At 59.8% G+C, this 24761-nt stretch carries 19 protein-coding genes, 1 pseudogene and 1 riboswitch; of the genes and pseudogenes, 7 read left to right on the forward strand and 13 right to left on the reverse strand.

The window, feature by feature from the left end:
* Positions 1-186: 186 nt before the first annotated feature.
* Positions 187-309 (forward strand): annotated as a pseudogene (locus tag AB6O04_RS00865) (IS3 family transposase); the annotation flags it as partial.
* Positions 310-318: 9 nt separating this feature from the next.
* Here the strand turns inward: AB6O04_RS00865 and AB6O04_RS00870 are convergent.
* The 8 genes from AB6O04_RS00870 to AB6O04_RS00905 all read right to left on the reverse strand — a co-directional run bounded on the left by AB6O04_RS00870 (position 319) and on the right by AB6O04_RS00905 (position 11759).
* Positions 319-1620, reverse strand: coding sequence for a tetratricopeptide repeat protein (locus tag AB6O04_RS00870; RefSeq protein ID WP_368561721.1), 1302 nt, complete (start codon positions 1618-1620; stop codon positions 319-321).
* Positions 1621-1668: 48 nt separating this feature from the next.
* Positions 1669-3600, reverse strand: a complete 1932-nt coding sequence (locus AB6O04_RS00875; RefSeq protein WP_368561722.1) for a tetratricopeptide repeat protein — start codon at positions 3598-3600, stop codon at positions 1669-1671.
* Positions 3593-4516 (reverse strand): class I SAM-dependent methyltransferase, encoded by a 924-nt coding sequence (locus AB6O04_RS00880; RefSeq protein ID WP_368561723.1) that lies wholly within the window; start codon positions 4514-4516, stop codon positions 3593-3595. Before AB6O04_RS00880 ends, AB6O04_RS00875 begins: the two co-directional genes overlap by 8 nt.
* A 121-nt stretch (positions 4517-4637) precedes the next feature.
* Positions 4638-5312 (reverse strand): TIGR02466 family protein, encoded by a 675-nt coding sequence (locus AB6O04_RS00885; RefSeq protein WP_368561724.1) that lies wholly within the window; start codon positions 5310-5312, stop codon positions 4638-4640.
* 81 nt (positions 5313-5393) lie between these two features.
* A complete protein-coding gene (locus tag AB6O04_RS00890; protein ID WP_368561725.1) occupies positions 5394-6560 on the reverse strand; it encodes a sulfotransferase in 1167 nt (388 codons plus the stop codon).
* 427 nt (positions 6561-6987) lie between these two features.
* Positions 6988-9624, reverse strand: a complete 2637-nt coding sequence (locus tag AB6O04_RS00895; RefSeq protein WP_368561726.1) for a TonB-dependent receptor plug domain-containing protein — start codon at positions 9622-9624, stop codon at positions 6988-6990.
* 241 nt (positions 9625-9865) lie between these two features.
* A complete protein-coding gene (locus AB6O04_RS00900) occupies positions 9866-10711 on the reverse strand; it encodes a hypothetical protein (protein WP_368561744.1) in 846 nt (281 codons plus the stop codon).
* Between the two features lie 151 nt (positions 10712-10862).
* Entirely contained in the window at positions 10863-11759 is an 897-nt protein-coding gene (locus AB6O04_RS00905; RefSeq protein WP_368561727.1) for an Hsp33 family molecular chaperone HslO, read from the reverse strand.
* Positions 11760-11883: 124 nt separating this feature from the next.
* Here AB6O04_RS00905 and mtgA point away from each other — a divergent pair, with 124 nt between their 5' ends.
* From mtgA to AB6O04_RS00920, 3 genes are read left to right on the forward strand one after another with little or no spacing between them, the layout of a single operon-like run.
* Complete coding sequence (gene mtgA, locus AB6O04_RS00910) at positions 11884-12612, forward strand: monofunctional biosynthetic peptidoglycan transglycosylase (RefSeq protein ID WP_368561728.1); 729 nt, start codon at positions 11884-11886, stop codon at positions 12610-12612.
* A gap of 5 nt (positions 12613-12617) precedes the next feature.
* On the forward strand, positions 12618-13631 hold the full coding sequence (locus AB6O04_RS00915) for a glycosyltransferase family 2 protein (RefSeq protein WP_368561729.1): 1014 nt from the start codon (positions 12618-12620) through the stop codon (positions 13629-13631).
* Positions 13591-14019, forward strand: coding sequence for a CBS domain-containing protein (locus AB6O04_RS00920; RefSeq protein ID WP_368561730.1), 429 nt, complete (start codon positions 13591-13593; stop codon positions 14017-14019). Before AB6O04_RS00915 ends, AB6O04_RS00920 begins: the two co-directional genes overlap by 41 nt.
* Positions 14020-14174: 155 nt before the next feature.
* On the opposite strand, the gene AB6O04_RS00925 is transcribed toward AB6O04_RS00920, so the two are convergent.
* The 5 genes from AB6O04_RS00925 to AB6O04_RS00945 form a co-directional block, all read right to left on the reverse strand.
* The gene (locus tag AB6O04_RS00925) at positions 14175-16088 is read right to left on the reverse strand and encodes an AsmA family protein (RefSeq protein ID WP_368561731.1); all 1914 of its coding nucleotides are present in this window, start codon (positions 16086-16088) and stop codon (positions 14175-14177) included.
* Between the two features lie 182 nt (positions 16089-16270).
* Positions 16271-16942 (reverse strand): hemolysin III family protein, encoded by a 672-nt coding sequence (locus AB6O04_RS00930; RefSeq protein ID WP_368561745.1) that lies wholly within the window; start codon positions 16940-16942, stop codon positions 16271-16273.
* A 304-nt stretch (positions 16943-17246) separates the two neighbouring features.
* A complete protein-coding gene (locus AB6O04_RS00935) occupies positions 17247-18851 on the reverse strand; it encodes a peptide chain release factor 3 (protein WP_368561732.1) in 1605 nt (534 codons plus the stop codon).
* Positions 18852-18948: 97 nt separating this feature from the next.
* The gene (locus AB6O04_RS00940) at positions 18949-19944 is read right to left on the reverse strand and encodes a peptidoglycan DD-metalloendopeptidase family protein (protein WP_368561733.1); all 996 of its coding nucleotides are present in this window, start codon (positions 19942-19944) and stop codon (positions 18949-18951) included.
* Complete coding sequence (locus AB6O04_RS00945) at positions 19941-21035, reverse strand: phytase (RefSeq protein ID WP_368561734.1); 1095 nt, start codon at positions 21033-21035, stop codon at positions 19941-19943. The genes AB6O04_RS00940 and AB6O04_RS00945 overlap by 4 nt, the downstream gene beginning before the upstream one ends.
* Positions 21036-21143: 108 nt before the next feature.
* Positions 21144-21259, forward strand: a riboswitch (SAM riboswitch).
* Between the two features lie 77 nt (positions 21260-21336).
* Between AB6O04_RS00945 and AB6O04_RS00950 the strand changes: the two genes are divergently transcribed.
* Genes AB6O04_RS00950 through AB6O04_RS00960 form a run of 3 tightly spaced genes read left to right on the forward strand, consistent with a single transcriptional unit; the run spans position 21337 to position 24706 of the window.
* Entirely contained in the window at positions 21337-22389 is a 1053-nt protein-coding gene (locus tag AB6O04_RS00950) for a homoserine O-succinyltransferase (protein ID WP_368561735.1), read from the forward strand.
* Positions 22386-23624, forward strand: coding sequence for an O-succinylhomoserine (thiol)-lyase (locus AB6O04_RS00955; protein ID WP_368561736.1), 1239 nt, complete (start codon positions 22386-22388; stop codon positions 23622-23624). The genes AB6O04_RS00950 and AB6O04_RS00955 overlap by 4 nt, the downstream gene beginning before the upstream one ends.
* On the forward strand, positions 23621-24706 hold the full coding sequence (locus AB6O04_RS00960; protein WP_368561737.1) for a homoserine dehydrogenase: 1086 nt from the start codon (positions 23621-23623) through the stop codon (positions 24704-24706). Before AB6O04_RS00955 ends, AB6O04_RS00960 begins: the two co-directional genes overlap by 4 nt.
* Positions 24707-24761: the final 55 nt, after the last annotated feature.

Consider the following 24761-nt stretch of genomic DNA (forward strand, 5'->3'; position numbering starts at 1 on the left):
CCTGCAAAATTTAAGTAAATGAAACTTCATTGACAATTCTGAATAGGTCCGTGTGATCTCTTCCAACGACTCTCTCCTTGAGTCCATGAATGGAGCGCCCTAACGGATGTTCCCCCACTTTTGAGTAGCGCGACGATTTGTGGTCCAACTCCCGGTGATCTCCCGATCTGCTACTGCCCGCATCCCATCGAAAGCTGGCGCCGCGAATACAACGAGGAACGACCGAAAAGAGCATTTGGAGGACTAATCCCCTCCGTCTATGCACAACCGCTGGCGACCAACGCAGATACCATCAAACCCGGACTCTAGATCCGAACGCTACTGAAAGTGGGGAGACGTCGTCGGTATCACGTCAAAAGCCAGGCTGATTCGCGGCCGTTTGCCAGCATATGGCAGAGTGTGGTGAAAAAAATAGGATGGAAAGGTAATAAATTGCCCGTTTTGTGGGCGATGCGTCCATTCGCGAGCATCCGCAGAAAGAGGGAGGTTATGAGGGGGATGGCCAAAGACAAGTGCTCCGCTGTCTTCGCCGACTGCATCACCTACATCCACATAAAAAACGCCACTCATCCAGCCCGCGGGATGGATGTGGGGACTTTGCCGGCCTCCCTCGTGAAGAACGGTAGCCCAAACTTGCAGCCGCCAATGGCTAGGGCGCACGACTAGCCATGGGTGTGCTTGCGAAGAGAATGCAACTTCGAGATCCTCGAATCTTCGAGCGATGAAGCTGCGCAATATTTGTCCGAAATGGCTAAACGGCGCTCTGCTCGAGATGTCCAGCATCGCGCTTTGCTGACCCCGGCGGGTAGAGCGGCCAATTGGCTCCCAAGTCAAATGCTCATGGCTGAGAATGGAAGCTCGAAGGCTGTTTAAGTCGAGCATCTCTTCCGGCCCGCAGATACTGCACGCCAACAGTCTGTGATAATCCATCAGTGTATCGATCAATTCTGTTTGCCCTAGCTCATTGGCTGTCATGTACAAGCCAGCAAGCGCCGTTTGATCCCCTGGATGCAAGCGCAGTGTCTTCAGGTAATAAGACTGAGCTACCTCCACTTGATTCGACGTTAGGAGTGTAAGCGCGTGATCGGTCAGTGCGGCAGCGTCGTCCGGAATGGCGGCTTCTACGTCAAGATGCAGTCGTAATGCTTGGTCCACTTTGCCTTCGCCGCGAAATGCATTGGCGAGGCTGCGCATGAGCTGTGGTTGCCGGGGGGCCAATGCAAGAGCCCGTTGGAGATGATTGACGGCTTGAGAATAACTTTCACGCCGAAGATGAATGATTCCCGCGTTTGCAAGAGCCTCGACGGAATTTGGATCGACTTTAACCAATAGCTCAAAATCGGCCAACGCCTCTTCTAAGCGTTCCATGCGGTAGAACGTCAGGGCACGATTGAACAAAACAGGTGGTGCCCCAGGAGAAAGCATGAGTGCGGCATCGAAATCGGTCAGCGCCTCGCGGAGGCGTCCTGAGTTCGAGTAAGCCATGCCCCGCAGATAATACAATTCAGCGTCTTTGGGAGCTGCCGTAAGCATGGGGCCCAACAACGCCAGTGCCCGTTCCATTTGTCCGGCCCTTAGCGCCTCGCGTGCTGGTTCCAGCTTGTCAGTAGCAATGGGCATAGCTTCTACATGTAAGATTACAAATGAAATTGGTCTGGCAAGGACGCGTCAATTCTTTCGATCGAGATGGCGGATTACGATGTCCTCGATAGCGGAGGCTGATCGCCGTTGATCGAACAAGCCCGTACGCTGAACGGCGCAGCGCATCTCCTTACGTAACGATTCTAAGCTCTCTGGAGAATTGGCGAGAAATGCCGCGCGTTCAATATATGCGGCGGTATCGGCGCAGACCAGATCCTCCAGGCCGAGGAAGCGGTTCAGGCTTACGCTAAGGCGCGCCAACGGGGTCTCACCTACACGGCTGAGTACTGGTAGGTTTGCCGCCGCCGCTGCGATCGCGGTAGCGCCGGCTTGATACCGAAAGGCGTCCAGGAACAGATCACAACTGGCCATCCTGTCAGCGTGTTCGCCTGCGGGGAGCTTCTCGGCAAAATGTAAGCGTGCGGAACTGCCACCCAAACGGCTCCAGTTGCGTTGGAAACCTTCGCGAGCATGCTGGGGTAAGTACACCAGAAGATGGGCTTGTGGTGCGCGGCCGAGAATCTCTATCCATGCAGTTAAGAGTTCTTCGTTGAACTTATAGCTGTTGTTAAAACTGGCAAGCACCGGTACATGTTCCGGCAAACCAAACCTGGCTCGATCCCTGGTACCCGACGCCATCGGTGCTGCTGGAAGCGAGAACCCTGATGCGTATACGACTCTATCTGAATATGGCCATTGGAAGCCTTTGGGGAGGAGTTGCTCGTCGAGGATGACGCCGTCCAGCCAAGGTGCTTGCTGTCCGTGAATGAATCCAAGCCAGCCAAGTTGAAGGGGGGCCGGGCGTAACGCCAGGACCTCGGGCCGAGAGCCTTGGGTATAGCCGCCGAGATCGATCAGAGCGTCGATGCCGTCGTTGTGGATGATCTTTGCCAACTGGTCGCTACGTATCGACTGACAGTTCCGGTAAACATCGAATTCTTCGTGGATATGCAGGGCGATTTCATCCTTGTAAGCACGTAGCGAGTATCCGAAGACTTGAAATCGATCTCTATCGTGCGCTTTGAACAGGCCGCGTAGCAAGCTTCCTACCGCATGATTGCCGAAGTCGGGCGACAAGTAACCAAGTCGTAAGGGGATGCCTTGCCTGGGTGCTGCTTGACCGGGCGATGAAAATGATCTGACATGATCGGTGACTCGACGCGCATACCGCTCCAGCGCAACACGCTTCGACGCGTCGGATAAGGGCAGGAAAGATAACGGAAATACCTCTGCGATATCATCATGCGCTAGCAGGCTGGCGTCAGCCAGCTTGGATTCTAGCTTCCGGGAAGTGGTTTGCTCGGCTTCGAAATCACACATCATGGCTTCGATCTGCGCCAATCGCATGAGGCAGTCACCTCTTTCTGGGTGCAAATGGTGCATGCGTTCGTAACCTTGACGTGCAATATCCATCTGACCGGAAAGTTCGGCACAGATTGCGACATTCATGACATCGGAAGGTTGCTCAATCATGGCGTTGCGGTAGGCCTGTGCCGCTTCGCGCCAACGCCCCTGGGCCTGCAGTGATTCTCCCAGGTAGTGCCATGCTTCCCCAAAGGCCGGTGCCATTGAGAGACATCGACGCAGAGACGTCTCCGCGGCGGCGGCGTCGCCGCATGCCATTTCCAGACTTCCTCTGGCCAGCCACGTTAAAGGGTTTCCGGGGCTCAACTTGGTCGCACGGTAGGAAATTTTCAGTCCTCTATCAATGTCCCTCATTGCGCGGAGACACAATGCCAGAACCGTAGTTGTGTTGGGACGTGATGGTGATGCAGTCAGGATCGACTCGAGCATTGGCAAAGCATCAGCCTCTCGCCGGCACTGCATAAGCAGTACAGCGTAGTCATGACGAATCTGAAGATCGTCTGGCGCTGCATCTATGGCAATTAAGTAATGACGAGCCGCAGCGACAAAATCTCCTCGCTGGTGGAAGCTTCGTGCCTGCTCTGCATCATCCATTGCCTACTACCAGTGTCCAGCCCATTTCTATACCCGGACGTTGCTCAAGCGAAGATGACGTGACGGTGTATCCGGCTGATCGAAAGAAACTCGCGATAGCGGCAAGCTCATCAGGATTGACAAGAGCTCTCCGCAGCTGCTGCAAACGGAGTTTCTCGTCATTGACTGCAGCCTGTGCTGAATCAAGAATACTCAGTGCGATTGATTTTTGATGCCCAGCGGCGGACAGGGCGTTACGTATTTGATCCGCTGTTTTTCGCAGTATCGCGGCATTTTCATTGGCTGCCATCATTTCCATTAGCGCAGCTGCAGAAGTATTGAAAGCTGTACGTGCCGATTCGGCATGGGGATCGTTAGCCAGAGCGGAGCGGAGTGCTGGGTTGGGGGCTTTCGAAAGTACTCCTATCATTGCGTGGGCGTTCGCAAAAATGTCGCCCTGTAGTAGATAGCAGCAGCCTGCGAGCTGTTGCTCGGAGATCGTGGCAATAATAGACCGGTCACTATGAACTACGAACGCTGCGCGCCCATCTCGACCTATAACTCGCAAGATCTCCGATATGGTCGCTTGGCGCGGGGTGTACTCGAACGCGAACTGCGAACATACCAGCGTCACCGATCCGTCCGGAAACGGCAGATGAGCGGATGACGTTTTTGGGTGGAATTTTACTCCTTCGTACGTTTTCTCTCCGCCTTTTACCGTCGCTGGTGGATCGATGTCGGCGATATCCACGCCGTGGATATCCAGAAATATACCGCGGCGAGCCGCGGAATCCTTGGCTAACAGTGGCAGAGCGCCATTTCCTGTGCCTATGTCGACAACGCGTTCCCCATTCTGCAGCGCGTCAAACTGAGCGTTCCAAAACGTGCGAATCGCGCCGTCGTAGTTGCCGGAGATTGCGGTCGAGCAAGAATGCAATACGCCACTCCTCCAGAATCGCGACCACGGCGATATTGTCTCCATGGCCTCTAGATCGCTTGGTGTGATGTGGCTAGTTGGTGAAGGGGTATATTCCACGGTGCGGCATCTATGATTTCAGTCAGAGTGGAGGGTTCTTCCATCGGCACCAGGCGTTGAGCGCGACGACGATCCGCGGGCGCTCTCCTATATAGGGAAATACCTCATGGAGCAGATATGATGGAAATGCCAGCAACTGCCCAGGTTTATGATTAAGCTGCCAAGACCCTAACCGATAGGGAATCTGCAAGTTCTCATTCGCTGGGTCTCGATACATATCGCTGCCAGTCCGCGGATCGTGGAAGCGGACCGCGCCGCTATGAGCGGCACTGGAATCGCCAGAATCTACGCAGTAGATCGCTGACCAGCTGGCATTTGGATGGTTGTGGGCGCTTTGGAAGCCCCCTTGGCGCGTAACATGAAACCAGGAATGCATCTCGAACTCTATATTGCTCATCTGCTCATCGGAGTACGCGCTGATGCCTTGTATGAACGCCAGTAGTGCGTTATCGATGAAATCGAACAGCATCCGTACGGGCGGTTCCTTGCGCTTATGCAAGTAGAAGTTGCTTTCGAATATTCCGTATTGTGTGTCTCTTTCTATGATATCCCGATGCCGTTTCCCCTCGGATTCCAAGGAAAGGAATAGCAGTGTCAATTGCCGGTTTATTTCTGCTGCATCCGGTAGCTGACTCTGCAGCATCGGTGTGGCGTAAAGCGGATGCACCGTGGCATGAATGTCTCTGGGAGCGGTCATGTCGAACGTGTTCTAGATGTCAATGGTGGGTAATATGCCATGGACGCATTGCCTAAACGAGTGGCCAGATTAACCCTCAGATCAGTGGCCGAGGGCTCGATAAAAGCCCTCTGCCTGGGGAAGGTAGCGATGCCAAGTCGCCACACCGTCCTGATTGAGGGGGCGACGGATTTGCTTCTCGCTATAGGTGCCTATTATTTCCTTTTGTTTCCAGAAACTGAGCATGCCTGGATCCCATGCCAGACCGAGAGCAATCATTACAGGCTCAAGCGCTCGTTGGGGATCTTGCAACAGGTCTTCGAATTGGAGATGCAGAACTCGATTGGGAGCTTTTGAACGCCAGTGCCGGAGATGTGCGGATAGCATAGTTGCGTATGCGGCGAGGTCGATGGGGTCGTCTGCATAGCGGCAGCCGTACTCGAAATCGTGCAAGTGAATCGATATGGCACAATCGGCCAAGCCGCGTTCTATATGTATGACCAGTGCATCGGGAAACATGGCCAGGATCAGGCCGCACTGTTCGGCATTTCCAGGTAGCTTATCTACTACTGCGGCAGCCTCTCTGGAGATATCTCCGACCGCGGCACGATACCAGGCTTGGACGAATCTGCTGAGCTTGGGATCGACTGCGCCGGGGGATCGGCAGGGACCGGCCGCAAGACTGGCCACCAGGTTTTGTTCTCCTGCATTCGCGATCTGTGGATTAGCTGCGAGGATGCTACTGAGCAGAGTAGTTCCACTCCGAGGCAGGCCAACGATGAAGACCAGCCGCGGCGGCGATGATAAGGGTGATTCTTGTTGCGGAAGCCATCTCAGGTCTGCTTGCAACTGCTGCTGCTTTTCAGCCGAACTCCAACCTCCGATGCGACGCCTCTTCAATTGATGTGCACTACTAGCTAGCTCAAAAGCCCGGCCTGGTTGCCGCGTTTTCCAGTAGTGAGCAAGAGCGAATGCAGTCTTCTCGCGTTCGTAACTGGTGGCGGCTGAGTCGTGTAATCGTTGTAACTGCTCGGGATGGCTAAACGGCAGCCGCTCGCCGTCCTCGAACTCGATGTACTTCTGCCACGCGTCAACGGAGCTTGGAAAGCGTTGTAACAGATCCAAGTAGCGTTGGCGGGCTTCATCATACTCACCAACTACTTGGGCAACCTGCGCCGCCAACAACTGCGGTGCAAGTTCAACCGTTTCGCCGATAGCCCATGCATGTGTCTCAGTCCAAACTGGGGCTGGGCGGTTGGCTAGCAACATCGCTTGCCTCCAAGCTGTCGCGATCTCCTCACTATCAGGTAAGTCGTTGTGGAGCCTGTCGAGGATGCGAAGCCGCGCATATGGGTCGGCAGCTACGCGAGGATGTTGGATCCCCTGCAGCAGAGCGGCAGCATCACCGGTCGAGAATAGCCGTTCCAGTTGAACATCTGGATGTGGCCACCATGCGGAGCCTGAAGGAAACATCCTTTACCTCTTCATCGAGTGTGTAGCACGAAGGGAGCAGTGGCGTGCATCTACAGCGCTGCAGTCAGGGATTGGCGTTCGATTCGAGCAGAGCTCGTTGGCGGTTAACTAGCGGTTGCTAGTCCATAGACATCTGGCTTCTTTATGGTCTTTGATTGTGCGGCAATAAAAACGGCCCGCGCAAGGCGGGCCGTTTAGTGCTACGTAGATCTGATGGTTCGGATCAGAAATTCTGCTCGTAGCGGAGGTAGGGCACGCGCCCGTAGATGTTGTAGATGGTGTTGTCGTAGAACGGGAAGCCATAAAGGCTGTTGTTGAACGGGGGCATCTTGTTACCCAAGTTGCGGACACCGACTGTGACCTTGCCATTCCAGGGCAGGGTCACGCTGACTTGCGCATCGAACGTGGTCCACGACGGAAGCGTGGTGGATGGGGTGCCATCAGTGCTGCCATCGATGTAGTTGGTGATCAAGGTGGCGCTGACATCAGCCTTGCTCCAACCCAGAGTCAGCTGACCGCGGTCTTTCGGGAAGCCCGCCGTGCCGGCTTGCTCCACAATACCTGAAGCGATCGGTGTGAAGTCATACTCCAACTGGTGCGACCAAGCCAGTTTGGTCGCAAACGTACCAGCGCTGGCAGTTTCGAAACGGTAGTTGGCTTCCACGTCGACGCCTCGAGCCGTCTGCAGAGCACCATTGTCGACGGGCAGCAGAATCTCTTGCGGCACACCCGGCAGCAACGTGCCGTTGGGGGCGACGATCGATGCGCTACGCTCCACGCCGTAACCAGCTACACCCGCGTCGCCGTAGGCGAACGCCAGCGCGCGCGGTACGGTTGAGATCACGTTTTCCAGTTTGACATCATAGTAATCGACCGCAAACGACAGCGATTCGCTTGGACTCCACACTACACCGACGCCCCAATTCTTAGATTCTTCCGGTTCCAAGAACGGGTTGGAAGAAACTAGCCACTGGTACTGGCCGTTGGTAGCACAAGGATCGACTGGATACGGCTGGTAGGCAGCGTTGCCAGTAGCGGTGCGTACCGCCTGAAGTGCGGTGCAAGCCAGCTGATCGCCGCCCGGCAAGCCAGCGCTGGCCAACGGTGGACTGTTCAAGTTGGTTGTTGAAGAAGAGCCATACATGTCGACCAAGGTCGGAGCACGGAAGCCCTTGCCCCACGAGCCGCGTACCAACAGCTCCTCGATCGGACGGAACTCAAGCGATACGCGTGGCGAGAACTTGCTGCCGACGTCATTGTAGCTGTCGTAGCGGCCGGCCAGAGTAACGTTCAAATTATCCAGCAAGGGAATCAGTGTCTCGAAATAGGCTGCGTAGTAAGCGCGCTCACCACCCGCACCGGCACCGGCGGATCCGAATACGTTACCTGCTGCGCTCTGAGCGTCGTAAACCTGCGAAAGACGGTCGTCGCGGTACTCAAAACCTGTGACGAAACCTACCGGACGGTCGCCGATGTCAAACAGATCAAAAGAGATATTGCCGTCAACGCTGACGGTGCGCTGTGCAGACTCGACGTACACGGTGTGCGCAACCAGTGGAGCAGCTGCGGTCACACTCGGGTGGGTGGGATCGAACGGATTGTACTCACCCGCATCGATCACGTCTTGCAGGATGCTGCCGATACCATAATTGTAGTTCACGCTGCTCTGGGTGACGCGGCCATGGCCGGCCCCGATCTGCCAATCAGAACCACCGAACCAATCGTTGGAACCTTGCAAGCCAAAGCTGTAGTCGCGATAACTGTCCTTGCGGATCGAATCACGGGTGCCCAGTGGCGTAAAGCGATAGTACAGCGTGCCGTCGATGCCGAAGGGATTGTATGGGTTGTCGGCAGCAATGGTCGGGAACGTATCAACCGGAGCCGAAGCATATACTCCGAGGCTGCTCGTATCTGAGGCGATGCCGCGGAAGTAGAACGAGGTGTTATCCGTGATCTGGTAATTGCCGTTGATCAGCAATGAGTCGCGCGAAAGCGAAGATTCGTTGGCCGAAGTAGCGCCATGGTCGAAGCCACAGTTATTCGGACCAGTACGCACGCTGTTCTCGTACTGATCGCAGTTCGCGACGCTGACCAGGCCGGTGGTTGTGCTGAAGAAGCCAGCCGAAGAATTGAACGCACTGTATGCCCACGGGATGCCGGCACCCGTTACCAGATTCTTGATGTCGCGGTTGTACATCATTTCGCGTTCCTGGTGATCCAGGACGAAGGTGACGTTGCCGCGCTCAGAGCTGAAACCGCCGGTGATGCTAGCGGTATTGCCGTCCGGGCCAGGACCCGTTGGGCTTTCATAGCCTGCACTCAAGGTCAGCCCTTCATAATCCTTGCGTAGGATTACGTTGACCACGCCGCCGATAGCGTCCGAGCCATAGATGGCGCCGGCGCCTTCGCGCAGGATTTCGATGCGCTCAACTGCCGCAGTGGGGATCAGGTTGATGTTGGCTGCGCCGCCATCCAGGGCTGCCGAGGTCGTCATGCGACGGCCATCCAACAGAACCAATGTGTATTCGGAACCTAGACCACGTAGGTTGATGGTTGCTTGAGAGCCAGTCGCTGAGCCTGAGGACTCGCGGGTGGAGCCAAACGAGTTGTAAACGTTGTTGCGCAGGAAGTCGGAAATCGAGATTTCACCCGCAGACTCGATTTCAGCGCGGCTGATTACCGTGACCGGGTTAGGTCCTTCGATCTCAGACCGCTTGATACGCGAGCCGGTGACGTTGATGCGGTCGAGGGTGGTGGTTTCGTCTTGCTGTTCCTGAGCGAAGGCAACGCCGGTGCCGCCCATGGTAATGACAAGCGCGAGGGCAATCGCATCGCGCAGTTTGCTGGTTTTACAGTTCATTTCTCTCTCTCTCCCGAAGGGGTAATCCCAAAGTTGCCCTTAGCACAGCCAAAAGTCGAAATCTGCACAGTTAAGGGGTAACCGGATACTAATCGGGTTTGAGAAAGAATTAAAGATGTGTAAAGAATTAAGAAACGTTGCGTGACGCCATAGTCCATGTGCCATGAGACGGCAGACGGCAAAATCTAGGGGTGACCCACTTCGGCTAACGGGCATCCTGACGGACTGCCGCTATGGAATCTTAGAGATCTTGCTCGTACCGGACGTAAGGCACGGTGCCTTCGTCGGCATTCTCATTGGTTAATGAGAATGGATTCTTGCCGCGAGTGACGACGTTTTCGGCACCGACGGTCAATTGGCCGCTCCACGGCGTGCGCCAGGTCAGGCCTAGGCCAACGCCTTCCACCTTGCCCGGCTGGCCCGGGACGTCGACCACGCGGCCGACGATATTCGCGCTGAAGGGGCCGTAGCCGCCGCCCAGGCTGATGCTCTTGCTGTTCCAGCGGTCGGCGAGCGCGGGCAAATCGGAAGCGGGGACCAGACGGGCGCGCGCGACGTTGCCGCCGATCGATACAAAGAAGCCTTCGCTACCAATGTCTTTCTGGCCGAAAACAGCCAGGTCGTTCTGTTCCACCTGGCCACCTGCAGCCTTGCCGGCGGATAGCCAGGCGGGAAGGGTGTCGCGCCCCGTGCCGGCCGACAGTCCCAGCTTGCCGCCGGGGCGGCTCAACGTTGCGCCGATGGAAACGCGCTGGCTTCCGACATCGTGGTCTTCGCCCAGGGTCGCGAGCATGCAGTGACTGGCCAAACTGCCGATGCTTCCTACAATGCCGCTTTGACGATTGCAGACCAGTCCTAGCGAATCGTCCGCATCCAGCCCGAATGCCGCGCTAAGCGTGTTGCCGCCCAAGCGCCAGCGGGCGCCGGCGGAGGCCTCGCCTGTAGGCTCCAGCAGCAGTACCGCCTCTACTTTTCCGTTGCTGTTGTTCCAGACGGGCAGGGCGGTCGTAGTGTTTCGTTTGGTAGCGGGAGCCTTCACCGGTCCGGACTGCGCGTGCGCGCCTGCTGCCACGCCAAGGGCGAGCAACACGGCAAACGACAGTCGCAGACAACGCAGTTTCATGGCTCGCTTGAGACTCCCGATAACGGACGGAGTTCCCACCAAAGGGGGAACCAATCCTATGTGATTTATGTTTCTTTAACAAGTCCCCGAAGCCGTGAAACCTCATCCAATAGCCTCATTGGAGCCTCGTCGGGGCATCTATTCCGACAGACGGTAATGTAAAGAGTTCCCCGACTTCGGCCGGTGAAAACAGATAGCGCTGCCCACAGAACTCGCAACGCACTTCGGCGACGCCTTCGGACAGCGCGGCGGTCGCTTCCTCTTCTCCCAGCGACTGGAGCATGCTCGCCACCCGTTCCCGAGAGCAAGAACAAGCGAAGCGAATTGGGCGCTCGGTCAGTATTTGAGGAGATTCCTCGTGGAACAAACGGTGCAGCAGCTGATTTACCGGCACCTCCAGCAGCTCGGCCTCGCCGAGCGTGTCGAACAAGGCGCCCGCGCGCACCCAGCCGTCGGCGTCGCCCTCGTCACCCGGCAGTTTTTGCAGCATCAGCCCAGCCGCCCTTGTGCCATTGGTCGCCAGCAGCAGGCGGGTAGGTAGCTGCTCGGACTGTCGGAAGTAGTCTTCGAACGCCTCTGCCAGTCGGCTGGACTGCAGCGTCACCAGGCTTTGATAACGCTGAGGCTCGCGCGGGTTCAGGCCCGGATTTTCGATGGTGATAGCCAGCAGCGTGCCATCGCCCAGTTGCAGCAAGTCTCGCGGTGCATCGCCACCTTCCGTCAGCTGTGCAAGGCCGCGAATGGTGCCGGCAGCCGTGCACTCGGCAAACAAAGTGCGCAAGTCGCTTTGGCTCCGAAGCTGGATGGATAACCGCCCGTCCACTTTGGTGTGCCCCGTGAACAGCACGGCCGCGGCGCACGCCTCGCCCAATAGTTCGGCTGCTGCTTTCGGATAGTCGGCGCGGCCGCGCACTGTTTGCCAGGCGTCGTCCAGGTGCACGATGACGCCGCGCACGCCGGCTTTCGGCAGCAGGAAGCGGGTCAATACGTCGTCGGTGCTGGTGGCTGTCATCGGGGGTGCCTTGGGAATTTATACAGGTGGCCGTGCCGCATCGGCATAATGAGGCGACTACGAATCGGCAGGAAAGCATCACGATGGGGGCGATGAAGACCATCCTCAACCCAGGCGAGGAAGTATGAGTTCGTCTTCCCCTCCTCGCGCCGGTCTCCGCCGCTGGCTGCGTTGGATGCTCGCCTTTCCGTTTTTGTTCGCGGCGGCCAGCATCCTGCAAGTGGCGGTGCTGCGTTTCATTGATCCGCCGCTGTCCGCGTTCATGGCCGCGCGGCAATTGGAAGCCTGGAGCGAGGGTGATTGGCGATTCCGGATTTCCTACGACTGGCGGGACATCGAGCGGATCGCGCCTAGCCTGCCGGTGTCGATGGTAGCTGCAGAGGACCAGAATTTCGCTGAGCATTCCGGCTTCGATCTGAAGGCCATCCAGAAGGCGCGGGCCAACAATGCCAAAGGACGCAAGATGCGTGGCGCCAGTACCATCAGCCAGCAAGTCGCCAAGAACCTGTTCCTATGGCAGGGCCGAAGCTGGCTGCGCAAGGGCATCGAGGCCTGGTACACCTTGCTGATCGAAGTGATATGGCCCAAGAAGCGGATATTGGAGGTCTACGCCAACGTCGCTGAGCTCGGCGACGGTGTCTATGGCGCGCAGGCGGCATCGCGTCGCTACTGGGGCAAGGATGCGTCCCGTTTGACCGCCGACGAGAGCGCGCGCCTGGCGGCGGTGCTCCCCTCGCCACGCCGGTACGATGCGAAGAACGCGGGCCCTTATGTGCAGCGCCGCGCTCGTTGGATCCAGCGTCAAGTGCGCCAGATCGGCGGCGCTGGATATCTACAGACCATGGATAATTGACATCAATGGATCGCCTGACTGTCGTCATCGCCGCGCACAACGAAGCTGAAGCGCTTCCGCTGCTGCATCCGCGCATCGTTTCGGCGCTGCGGCAACTGGAGGGGGTCGATGGTCACGTGCTGTACGTAGACGATGGCAGTACCGATGGAACCTGGGAGGTACTGCAGCGGTTGGCACGGCAGGACGCCAAAGTGTCGTTGCTGCGCTTGTCGCGCAACTTCGGCAAGGAAGCGGCGTTGACCGCCGGATTGGACCAGGTGGAATCTGGAGCGGCCGTCGTCCTGGACGCCGATGGCCAGGACCCGCCGGAGCTGATTCCCGAATTCGTGGGGCGGTGGCGCGAAGGCTACGACAACGTGCACGGCACCCGTATCCAGCGCGAGGGTGAAGGTTGGTTGAAGCGGTCCACGGCGCACTTGTTTTATCGCGTTATCGGCCGTCTCTCTAAAACCCCCATTCCGGCTGATACCGGCGACTTCCGCCTGTTGTCTCCGCGTGCTCTGGAAGGATTGCGGCAGTTGCGGGAACGCCATCGCTTCATGAAAGGCCTGTTCGGCTGGGTGGGCTACCGACAGATCGCCATTCCCTACCGGCGCGAGCCGCGAGTAGCGGGCGACAGCCACTTTGGGCTTTGGAGGTTGTGGAACTTCGCCCTGGAGGGCATCACCAGTTTTTCGACGGCGCCGCTACGGGTAGCCACTTACCTGGGCGTGACGACAGCGTTGTTCGCTTTCGTCTTCGGGTTGTGGATCGTGGTGAAGGCGTTGTTATGGGGTGATGCGGTGGCGGGCTGGCCGACCATGATGGCAGTGATCCTGTTCCTGGGCGGCATGCAGCTGGTCGCGCTGGGAATGATCGGTGAATACCTGGGCCGGCTATACGACGAATCAAAGCAACGCCCGTTGTACCTGGTGGACGTGTGGCAACCGGGCGCGGCAGGAGTATCCTTTGGACAGTCCAGCGTAAAGGGAGAGTCTCATGCGCACGGTACGTCAGTTGTTGGGGGCCAAGGCCCCTGAGGTTTTCGCCGTATCTCCGGACGATTCGGTGCTGGATGCGATCAAGCTGATGGCGCTGAAAGGCGTCGGCGCGGTGCTGGTGATGCAGGATGGCCGGCTGGTCGGCATCATTTCCGAACGCGATTACGCGCGAAAAGTGGTCTTGCAGGGGCGTTCGTCTTCCAACACACCCGTACGCGACATCATGACCGCCGATGTCGTGACCGTCCGTTTGGACGACACCGTCGACCGCTGCATGCAGATCGTCACCGACCACCGCATCCGCCATCTCCCCGTAGTTGAAAGCGGCAATGTCATAGGTGTGGTCTCCATCGGCGATCTGGTGAAGGCGGTGATAGAAGACCAGCAATTGGAGCTGGATCAGCTGCAGCGGTATATCGCGAGTTGACTGAAGAGGGATCAGGGGCCGGAGGCCAGGGCCAGAGCTGAAGCCTGTTATCGATTGAGTGCACGCGGATCAGCCGAATGGCGGTCGGCGAACACAAAAGTCTTGCCGCTCTGACCCCTGGCCTCTGACCCCCGGCCTCTGGCTCCGGCCACACCTCACTTCGCATACTCGCCGCCACACCGCGAGTCTTCGCCCGGTCCGAGCTCCAACGTTGCCAGCAAGGCAGCGGGTGGCGCGATGCTGCCAAGCGCAAGCGCCGTGGCGCCGCGTAGGCCCAGGCGTTTGAAGTCTGGACGGAAAGAGGGATCCTTGAATGTACCGCCCACCACCAAGGGCGAGCGCAGCGCCAACAAACTGCGGTCCTTGGGGCGTGGCCGCAGTTCCAGATCCAGCGTCTCGTTTTTCAGATTGATCCGGCCTTTGCCGATGATGATCGTGTCGGTGGAATCGAACGCCAACGCCCGTGCATCCATCACGCCATCCTTCACTGCGAAGTCGCCGAAGGCGCAGCGGACGGGAATCGTGCGGTCCTTCGTCAGCATGAACTTCAGCGCCTCGGCGATGTCGAGGCCAGCCAGCTCCATCAGCAAGTTGCTGATCTGGCCCTGGCCCATGCCCAGCGCGATGTCGCCGTCGGCGCTCCCCAGGATCTGCGCGACAGAATTGCCGTTTCCCACGATGGCGATATCTCCGCCGATACGGCCTATGGCATTCCGCGTGAGTTCCGCATCGGGAAAGAGCTTGGCCAAGTTGATCCTGCGAGCTGAAACCTGCGCGCGCGTTTTTATAACCTGCCCGCGTGCATCCATCAGGATGTTCGAACGGAGATCCCCGTCGGCCACGCCGAAGTTCAGCGGTTGCAGGCGTAACACGCCGGCATCCAGCTTCAGGTACGCATCCATGTCATCGATGGGCAGGTTAGGTGCGTTGATGCGTGTAGCTTTCCAGCGTACGTCCGCATCCATGGCGCGCAATTTACTCAAGTCGTACGGCGTCTGTGGAAGCACGCGGGCGTCGGCGCTTTCGCGTGCAGCTTGCGGCGGTTCACGACGAGCAGGTCCTCCGTCATCGTCCTTTGGTGTTGCGCCTACGAAACCGGCCAAGTCGTCGAAATCCAATCGCTTGGAAACCAGATTGGCTTTCAATAGCGGCCGGTCGCGTCCCACGGTGATGCTGGCCGAGCCACTCAGATCGCTATCGCCTACCTCACCGGTGAAATCGTCGTAATGCCACGTATCGCCATCACGAGTGAAACGCCCGTCCAAGCGATAGGGTGGCGTCGGTGGCATGGCGAGGCCGATGAGCGGATACAAGTGCTCCAGGTTCCGGCCGGTCAGCATCAGCTTCACATCGAAATCGCGCAGGCGTAGCGGATCCAGCAGCGTGCCGCGCGCATGCGCCTGAGTGGGTCCCGCTGCGGCCCGAAGGTCGATGCGATAAGGCTGATCGGCGTTGCGCAGTTCCAACGGCGACTCCGCTCGGCCCTTGAGGGTGAAGGAGCTGCCGGTCCAATGCCCCCGGCCTTTGATATCGACTGGCGGCGCCCCGCCCGCGCTATTGGGCGGCGCACTGTCGAGCTGGATGTCGATATCGGTTTTGCGTGCGACGTCCAGGAACTCCAGCCGTCCGTTGTCGATCCACAACCGCCGGAAAACCATCTGGCTTTCACCGTCCTGCTTTCCGAATACCCAGTTGCCTTTTCCATCGGGCCCGGTTTCCAGGCGCACGTGCGGATTGGTCAGACGTATTTCAGGGATGCGAGTCTCGCGCCGGAATATCAGCGGCCATACCTCGACGTCCATCTCCGCATGATCCGCGGAAGCCATCGTGGGCTCCCGCGACCACGGTGCATTGCCGAATCGCAGCGCTCCGGCGCGAATGGTCGTTATTCGGCCCAGGTCCACATCGAGATCGCCGCCAATGCGGAATTCTCGTCCGGTTTCGGCACTGACGCGCCGCTCGATGGGTGCTTTGAACCAGTTCCAGTCGAACAGCACGATAAACACGATCACCACAACCGCCACCGCGGCCGCCGTGATCAGCGCTTTGCGTGATGGGCGCCATGCCATAAGCGGCATCGTGCGGGATCGATCGCGCGTCATGCCGCCAATATAGGAATGGCGTGTTCAGATGCCGCGAAAGCAATGTCTGCGGCTCACCCGACGGACAAGGCCCGTTCAGTCCCGGGGGAGGGTAGATATACGAACCGGTTCTCGATCCGTCGCGAGCGCAGCAGGACCAGAACCCGGTTCTAAGCGGTGGCCAATCTGGGTAGCAGAACTTGTTCGGTAACCGCGACAAAATGGCAGACGCTGCCGGCGATCACGAACAAATGCCAGATGGCATGGGAATAGCGGATGGATTCACGATGATAGAAGTACGTACCCAGCGTGTAGAAAATACCGCCCGCCAGCAGCCACGCCAGCGTCCAGCCGTCCAGCGATGCCCATAGCGGCTTGATGGCCACGACCACCAGCCAGCCCATCGCAATGTAGATCAGTGTGGACAGCAGCTTGAACCGGCCGGTGTAGAACAGCTTGAAGATCACGCCCGCCACCGCTAGCGTCCAGATGGCGGTGAACAATCCCCAGCCCCACGGGCCACGCAAGCCGATCAGCGTAAAGGGCGTGTAAGTGCCGGCGATCAGAAGATAGATGGCGCAATGATCGAAGACTTTGAGACGCGCCTTGGCGACCGGATGCTGGATGGCGTGATAAAGCGTCGAGGCGACATAAAGCAGTAGCAACGTCGCGCCGAACACGATCGCCGCGCCCAACTGCCAACCATCGCCGTGCAGCGCGGTCAGCGTGATCAGCACCGCCCCTCCCGCCAGCGCGGCGGCGGCGCCTACTCCATGAGTCAAAGCACTGGCGATTTCATCGCGCATGTCGGTGAGATGGTCCGCACGCTGGCGTGCGTGCATATCGTGAGGGGGAGTGGATTCGTTGCTCATGCCGGGAAATTACCGCACTGCGTCATTTGGTGCATCTATACGCTGGTGACGGTTCTGGCATGGAGGCGTCTGGCTTGTGGAGCAGAGAGGCTATGCCGGCTGTCAACCTGTCAAGCCCGCGGTGTCGGGCACAGTACCTTGTGGGAGCGACGGCTTTCAACAGCCGAATGGCTGGTCAAGTCGCGACGTTGATGTTTCCGGTCGCGGCTTGACCAGCCATTCGGCTGTTGAAAGCCGTCGCTCCCACAAAGGATCAATCTGCTCTACTTCTTCATCAATCAACCGCGACCGCATGCGCATGCTCGCGAGTAGCGTGGAATCGGACATCCGGTGCGCGTTCCTGCGCCAGTTGCAGGTTGACGCGGGTGGGAGCCAGGTAAACCAGTTCGCCAGCCGCATCCAGCGCCAGGTTCGGCGCATTCTTGTCGCGGAATTCTTCGAACTTCTTGCTGTTATCGCAATGCACCCAACGCGCCGTCACTACACCGACAGGCTCGAAGCTGGCATCCACACCGTATTCGTCCTTCAATCGGTAAGCCACGACATCGAACTGCAGTGTGCCCACCGCGCCGAGGATCAGGTCATTGCTCATCAGGGGGCGGAAGAACTGAGTGGCGCCTTCTTCACTCAGCTGCGCCAAGCCCTTCTGCAGCTGTTTCAGCTTCAGCGGATCGCGCAACCGCGCGCGGCGGAACAGTTCCGGCGCAAAGTTGGGGATGCCGGTGAAGCTGATCGCTTCCCCTTCAGTGAAGGTATCGCCGATGGAGATCGTGCCGTGGTTGTGAATGCCGATGACGTCGCCCGGCCACGCCTCGGCCGCGATCTCGCGGTCGCTGGCCATGAAGGTCAGCGCATTGGCTAGCTTCATTTCCTTGCCGGTACGCACATGAAAGGTCTTCATGCCGGCTTCGAAACGGCCCGAACACACACGCATGAACGCCACGCGGTCGCGGTGCTGCGGGTCCATGTTGGCCTGGATCTTGAACACGAAGCCGGTCAGCTTGCGTTCCGCAGGCTGCACGGTACGCGTGGTGGTCGCGCGCGGTAATGGCGAGGGCGCGTGTTCGACAAAGAAATCCAACAGCGGCTGCACACCGAAGTTGTTCACCGCGGAGCCGAAGAACACAGGCGTTTGTTTGCCTTCGCGATAGGCTTGCAGATCGAACGGGTGCGAGGCGCCTTGCACCAATTCCAGCTCGTCGCGCAGGTTGGCCAGCATGTCGGCGCCGATTTTTGCTTCCAAGCCTGGGTCGTCCAGCGACGCAAAAATGGTCGAATCCTGGCGGGTGAAATTGCGGCCGGGTTCGTACAGATGCACTTCACCGCTGACCAGGTGCACCACGCCCTTCAAGCGCGATCCCATGCCGATGGGCCAGGTGACCGGTGCGCATTGGATGCCTAGCACGCTTTCCACTTCGTCCAGCAGCTCGATGGGCTCGCGGCCTTCGCGATCCAACTTGTTGATGAACGTCATGATGGGCGTGTCGCGCAGGCGGCACACTTCCATCAGCTTGATGGTGCGCTCTTCCACGCCCTTGGCGACGTCGATCACCATCAATGCCGAGTCCACGGCCGTCAGTACGCGATAGGTGTCCTCGCCGAAGTCGGCGTGTCCGGGGGTGTCCAGCAGGTTGACGACCTTGCCTTCGTACGGGAACTGCATCACCGACGAGGTGACGGAGATGCCGCGTTCCTTTTCCAGCGCCATCCAGTCGGATGTCGCATGGCGTGCCGCTTTCCGGCCCTTGACCGACCCCGCCATCTGAATGGCGCCGCCAAACAGCAACAGCTTCTCGGTCAGCGTGGTCTTGCCGGCATCGGGGTGGGAAATGATGGCGAAGGTGCGGCGGCGCGCGGCTTCGGTGGAGACTTCGGACATGGCGACGGCACCCGCGAGGGCGCTGGGAGGAAGGGGAAAGGCCAATTATAGCGTCAGCGCGCCGGAAGCCCTGACATTGGGTGTGATGAGCTTGCCGCTAGCGGTTCGGCGGCGGTGCCGGGCCGGCACCCGCACCCATGACGGGTGCCGATTCCCGGTCCGGCGTGCTGCTGGGGAATTTCAGCTGTCCCAGTGGGCCGAACATCCGGAACGGAATTGATTCCAGCTGCATGCCGCGGTTGACCTGCACTACAAAATGCAAGTGTGGTGCGGTGCTGAAGCCGGTATTGCCCGACAGCCCGATGCGTTGACCCTTGCGGACGTACTGGCCCACTCGCACCTGCGCGCCTTCGGGTTTTAGATGCGCGTAGACGGCCATGGAGCCGTCGCCATGCAGGATGCGGATGAAGTTGGCGCGGCCGCCGTATTTTTCACGGTTCAGTCCGGCTTTCTCGAAATCGGATTCCACCTGCATCACCACGCCTTCGCGGACGGCCAGGATGGGCGTGCCTTCCGGCACCGCGAAGTCGATGGCGTACAGGTTCTGTGTATCGTTGTGGCTGAAGCTGCCACCGGGTCCTTGGTCCACGCGGACACGGCCGTAATCGAATGGCAGGCGGTAGTCGTAATCCTGCGGCTGGCTGGCCGGATCGCCTGGCAGCCCATCCAGCAACAGCTCGAAATCTCCACCGCGGATGGGATCGGTCATGGCTATGGTGGCCACCAGCACACTGCTGCGTGCCGGCACCACGGCGCGGGCGGGCAGAACGGGTGTGCTGCGCACGTTGCTGTTGCGCTTGAACTTCATCAGCACTTCCACCGGGCCGTGCATCAGATTGTCGGCCCAGGCCTGATAGCGCAGGCCCTGCTTTTCCAGGCGCAAGCGGATCAGCGCGCTTGGCGAATTGCGGAAGCGCTGGACCGACACGTCGCTGCTGGGCAACTGATCCGGTTGCGGCGGCTGATCGCCGTAATGGGTATAGCCTTCTTTGTCCTTCCAGCGATACAGGCGCGCAGCGTCGGCCGGAACGATAGCGGCCGTCAGCACCGCCAATCCCGACAACAACAGACACCATCGCCTCAGCGTATTCACCGCACGCAATTTTCCTTCAATCGCAGCGCGCTGGCGACATCGCGCAGATCGAAGGCCGCCAGTGATTCATCGTTATGCAGCGCGAACAGCGCGCCTGCGGGGAAGCGTCGCGTCGGAGAGGCGTAGATCGTTTCGCCATCGGTGTTCGACACCACGTGTCCGGAAAAAATGCCCTGCGGCGCCAGCGTGACGCGATCGAAGACGCGGAACAGGGTTGGCGTGAGCTGATCCACCGCGATCCAATAGCCGTCCTCGCCATCGCAATCCCACAACGCAATGCCTTCCGCGTCGGCATCGAAGGTCGGCAGGCTATTGCCACGGTAAAGGCCGGCCAGCGTGTAATCGCGCAAGGTCGAGCCGATCCGGCGGTCTTCCTCCGCAATCAGCAGGCGGTCATGGCTGGCGTCGCCGGCGATCGATTCCACCATGCGCAAGGCGCCGGCTTCGCCGATGTCGCCGAAGTCACCGCGATACTCGGCACGGAAGTCGCCGTCGTCGTCGAAATCGATCCGAAAGCGCTTCACGCGATGCTTGAGGTCCGCCATCGGCGGCAGTTGGCCGGTTCGGAAGTCGGCCATGAAGCTGTCGGTAACGAACAGCTCCAACTGCCCAGGGCCAGTCTCCTGCGCCCACAGCCCGTACGGCACCCGCAACACGTCGGCGCCGAAATCGCCCAATGTGGCGAAGTCCGGCAACCGGAAAGCCTGGACGCGGTGGTTGTCGCGTTCGGCTACGAACAGGACATCGCCGAATACCGCGATGCCATTGGGTCGATTGAATTGGCCAGGGCCTGTGCCGGGTTCGCCGACGGTGCGCAGTCGTTGTCCGCTGTCGGCGTCGTAGACGACCAGGCGGTGGGTGGATTTGGCCGTGGCGATCAGCCAGACCTGGCCATCCTCGGTCGGCCATGCCGCCACCGAGTCGAGCTCGTCGCCCGGGACAGGTTCTGAAATCCAAACTTCGGCGACCCGCGCATCCGCCGCCGTGGTGGGCTCGGGGGCCGGTGGCGTGGAGGTGCGCAGGGCAGGGGCGGCGGCGCAGGCCGTCAACAGCGCCCAGCATGCGCCGGCCAGAAGGATTTTCCGATTCATTAACAAATTATGCGGTATCAGGGCACCGCCGGCGATAGTAAGAAAAGAAACTATCTCTTCATCCGAATAAAGCGATTGACACTCTGAAAAGGGGGTGGCAAGCTGGCGCCACCATCGAGACCGGCAGAGGGACAGGCCCGAAGAAGCCGGGGCAGCCAGCGACGCGCAAGCGCCGTGTAGGTGCCAAATCCTGCGGAGACCACGCGTCTGCCGAAAGATGGTTCGTACCGTGCCACCGCACGGCGAACGCGAGCTCCGCGAAGCTCGATGGTCGTAGTCCAGTTTTCCATCGGATACCGCCATGAGCTTCGTAAACGCCACCCTCCAAGCTGTCGCCGCGCCCGCCCATGTCGTGGGCGATGAATCCGTTTACCTGCCCCATGCGCAGGAAAGCGCACGCGCTGTGCGCGGCGAGATCGTTATCGAACTGACGATGCGTCATGCCGGAAACCGCTCCATTACGCTGCGCTACGAACTGCAAGGGCCGGCAGATGCACCCGTGGTGTTCGTGGCCGGCGGCATTTCCGCCCATCGTCACTTAGCCCCCAGCGCTGTTTTTCCTGAGGCGGGCTGGTTGAATTCGCTCATCGGTACCGACCGCGCGCTGGACCCCGATCGGCGACGCCTGCTGGCATTCGATTTCATCGGTGCCGATGGCAAGCTGGATGCGCCCATCGACTCGTCGGATCAGGCCGACGCCATCGCGCAACTGCTGACGGCGCTGGATATTCCTTCTTTGCACGCTTTCGTCGGCTATTCCTACGGTGCGCTGGTCGGCCTGCAGTTCGCGCTGCGGCACCCTTCCCGGCTGCAGCGGCTGGTGGCGGTGAGCGGCGCTCATCGTGCGCACCCTTATGCCGCCGCCTGTCGCGCACTGCAGCGCAAGGCGGTGGTGCTGGGCCAGCTGCAATGCGCCGATGCGCAAGGCTTGTCGCTGGCGCGCCAGTTCGCCATGTTGAGTTACCGCACGCCGGAAGAATTCGAAGAGCGCTTCGATGCCGCACCGGAGATCGTCAACGGCCGTGTGCGCTGCGCCGCCGAAGACTATCTGGACGCCGCGGGTGCGCAGTACGTGGCGCGCACGCCGATCAACGCCTATGTGCGCCTGTCCGAATCCATCGATCTACACCGCGTTGATCCGGCCGATATCCGCGTGCCCACCATTGTCGTCGCGGTGGAAGGCGACCGGCTGGTGCCGCTGTCGGATTCAGTCACCCTGGTCGAAGGCCTGGGCACTTACGGCCAACTACGCGTGCTGCGCTCGCCTTACGGGCATGACGCCTTCCTGAAAGAAACCGATCGCATCGATGCGATCCTGCAATCCGCCCTGCGCGGCACTGGAGAAAAAGCATGAGCAATTTTGACGCCGAGTCGGGCAATCCTCCTTGTAGCGCCGCTACTGCGGCAGTCCGCGCCGGCATCGATCGCGATACGGCGTATGGTGCGGTCACGCCGCCCATCGTGCTGTCTTCCAACTTCAGCTTCGACGGCTTCGGCAACAAGCGCCAGTACGACTACACCCGCAGCGGCAATCCCACCCGCGACCTGCTGGCCGAGGCGCTGGCCGAATTGGAAGGTGGCGCCGGTGCGGTCGTTACTTCCACTGGCATGTCGGCGATCACGTTGGTGCTGAACGCATTGTTGCAGCCCGGCGACCGATTGGTCGTGCCGCACGATGCTTACGGCGGCAGTTGGCGCCTGTTCAACGCGCTCGCGACCAAGGGCCATTTCGAACTCATCACCGCCGATCTGACCGATCCGCGCTCGCTGGCCGATGCATTGGCGCAATCGCCCAAGCTGGTGCTGATAGAAACGCCCTCCAATCCGCTGCTGCGCATCACCGATTTGCGCTTCGTCATCGATGCCGCGCACAAAGCGGGCGCGACCACGGTGGTGGACAACACATTTTTGTCGCCGGCCTTGCAGAAGCCGATCGAATTCGGCGCGGATCTGGTGATCCATTCCACCACCAAATATATCAACGGCCACAGCGATGTCGTCGGTGGCGCGGTCATCGCGCGCAGTGCCGAAACCCATCAGCAGCTGGTGTGGTGGGCCAATGCGCTGGGCCTGACCGGCTCGCCGTTCGACAGCTTCCTGACGCTGCGTGGGCTGCGCACGCTGGATGCGCGCTTGCGCGTGCATCAGGAAAACGCCGATGCCATCGTTGCGTTGCTGGACGAGCATTCCGCGGTGGCGAAGGTCTATTTTCCTGGTCTGGCGTCGCATCCAGGCCACGCCGTGGCTGCACGGCAGCAGCGCGGATATGGCGCGATGATCAGCTTCGAACTGTACGGCGCCGATGCGGCAGAACAGGAGCAGGCCGTGCGCGCTTTCGTCGACGGCTTGCGTTACTTCACTCTGGCCGAATCGCTGGGCGGCGTGGAAAGCCTGGTGGCTCATCCGGCTTCCATGACGCACGCCGCCATGTCCGCCGAGGCACGTGCCAAGGCCGGTATCACCAATGGCCTGCTGCGCCTGTCCGTTGGCATCGAGTCGGCGGACGATCTGCTGGCCGATCTGGCGGCGGGCCTGGCACGCGCCGAACGCGCCGTAGCCGAATCCAAACGAAAACTTGCTGACGCATGAGCAGCGTCGTCCGCTTGGCGTCGGTGAAACGTTCGGCGCCGCGATTGGCGCTGCTGGGTACCGGCGTGGTTGGCAGCGCGTTCGTCGCACGCTATCAGCGTTTGCAGGAGAGTGAGTCGCCGCTGCCTGATTTCGCCTGGCTGGCGAACTCGCGTGCCGTCCACGCCTGCTCGCCGCCGCAGGGAACTTCCTTGGACGAGGCGCTGGCCTCGGCGATCGCCGCGCCGCAACGGACCGATTCGTTGCCGCCGTGGGCGGAAACCGAAGCGTTACGCAACGGCGACATCGTGATCGACGCGACCGCCAGCGACGCAGTGGCTGATTGGCACGCAGAATGGTTGGGACGTGGCGTTCATGTCGTGACAGCCAACAAGCTGGGCATTGGCGGTGGACTGGGTCGGGCGCACGCGATCCAACGAGCTCGCGACGAAGCGTCGACACGCTATGGCGACAGCGCCACCGTCGGCGCGGGCCTGCCTTTGTTGAGCAGCCTGCGCGCACTGGTCGCAGGCGGCGACCGCATCCACCGTGTCGAAGGCGTGTTGTCCGGTTCGCTGGCATGGCTATTCCACCATTACGATGGAACTCGTCCGTTCTCCGGTTTCGTTCGTCAGGCGCAACAGGCGGGATATACCGAGCCCGATCCACGCATTGATCTTTCTGGCGAGGACGTGCGCCGCAAATTGCTGATCCTGGCGCGTGCCGCCGGGCTGCCTTTGCAGAGCGAAGAAGTGCGAGTGGAGTCGCTCGTACCGACCGCTCTGGCTGCATTGCCGTTGGCTGCGTTGGACGACGCCTTGGAGTTGCTGGACGCGCCGCTAGAGCAGCGGTTCCAGGAGGCAACACGCGACGGTGCCAAGCTTCGCTTCCTGGGTCGTTTCGACGAACGAGGTGCCAGCGTTGGTTTGCAGGCGTTGCCAACAGACCATCCGCTCTGTGGCGGCGGTGGCACCGACAATCGCGTCGCCATTTTCAGCGACCGTTATTCCGATCAACCACTCGTAATCCAGGGACCTGGCGCGGGTGCGGAGGTCACCGCCGCGGCGCTGCTGGATGACGTGCTGGGGATTGTCCGGAACTGAGCGGCCACCTTCTTTTTTCCTTTGTAGGAGCGGCGGGCCGGGGGGTGGTCGTTGC

Source organism: Pseudoxanthomonas sp. UTMC 1351 (assembly GCF_040948865.1).
Taxonomy (GTDB): Bacteria; Pseudomonadota; Gammaproteobacteria; order Xanthomonadales; family Xanthomonadaceae; genus Pseudoxanthomonas_A.

Coding starts and splice junctions, on each gene's coding strand:
- AB6O04_RS00930 (WP_368561745.1), bottom strand. CDS start 16,942: ATGCACGCACGCCAGCGTGCGGACCATCTCACCGACATGCGCGATGAA.
- AB6O04_RS00895 (WP_368561726.1), bottom strand. CDS start 9,624: ATGAACTGTAAAACCAGCAAACTGCGCGATGCGATTGCCCTCGCGCTT.
- AB6O04_RS00905 (WP_368561727.1), bottom strand. CDS start 11,759: ATGACAGCCACCAGCACCGACGACGTATTGACCCGCTTCCTGCTGCCG.
- AB6O04_RS00955 (WP_368561736.1), top strand. CDS start 22,386: ATGAGCAATTTTGACGCCGAGTCGGGCAATCCTCCTTGTAGCGCCGCT.
- AB6O04_RS00920 (WP_368561730.1), top strand. CDS start 13,591: ATGCGCACGGTACGTCAGTTGTTGGGGGCCAAGGCCCCTGAGGTTTTC.
- AB6O04_RS00875 (WP_368561722.1), bottom strand. CDS start 3,600: ATGGATGATGCAGAGCAGGCACGAAGCTTCCACCAGCGAGGAGATTTT.
- AB6O04_RS00915 (WP_368561729.1), top strand. CDS start 12,618: ATGGATCGCCTGACTGTCGTCATCGCCGCGCACAACGAAGCTGAAGCG.
- AB6O04_RS00890 (WP_368561725.1), bottom strand. CDS start 6,560: ATGTTGCTAGCCAACCGCCCAGCCCCAGTTTGGACTGAGACACATGCA.
- AB6O04_RS00925 (WP_368561731.1), bottom strand. CDS start 16,088: ATGGCATGGCGCCCATCACGCAAAGCGCTGATCACGGCGGCCGCGGTG.
- AB6O04_RS00885 (WP_368561724.1), bottom strand. CDS start 5,312: ATGACCGCTCCCAGAGACATTCATGCCACGGTGCATCCGCTTTACGCC.
- AB6O04_RS00935 (WP_368561732.1), bottom strand. CDS start 18,851: ATGTCCGAAGTCTCCACCGAAGCCGCGCGCCGCCGCACCTTCGCCATC.
- AB6O04_RS00945 (WP_368561734.1), bottom strand. CDS start 21,035: ATGAATCGGAAAATCCTTCTGGCCGGCGCATGCTGGGCGCTGTTGACG.
- AB6O04_RS00870 (WP_368561721.1), bottom strand. CDS start 1,620: ATGCCCATTGCTACTGACAAGCTGGAACCAGCACGCGAGGCGCTAAGG.
- AB6O04_RS00960 (WP_368561737.1), top strand. CDS start 23,621: ATGAGCAGCGTCGTCCGCTTGGCGTCGGTGAAACGTTCGGCGCCGCGA.
- mtgA (WP_368561728.1), top strand. CDS start 11,884: ATGAGTTCGTCTTCCCCTCCTCGCGCCGGTCTCCGCCGCTGGCTGCGT.
- AB6O04_RS00950 (WP_368561735.1), top strand. CDS start 21,337: ATGAGCTTCGTAAACGCCACCCTCCAAGCTGTCGCCGCGCCCGCCCAT.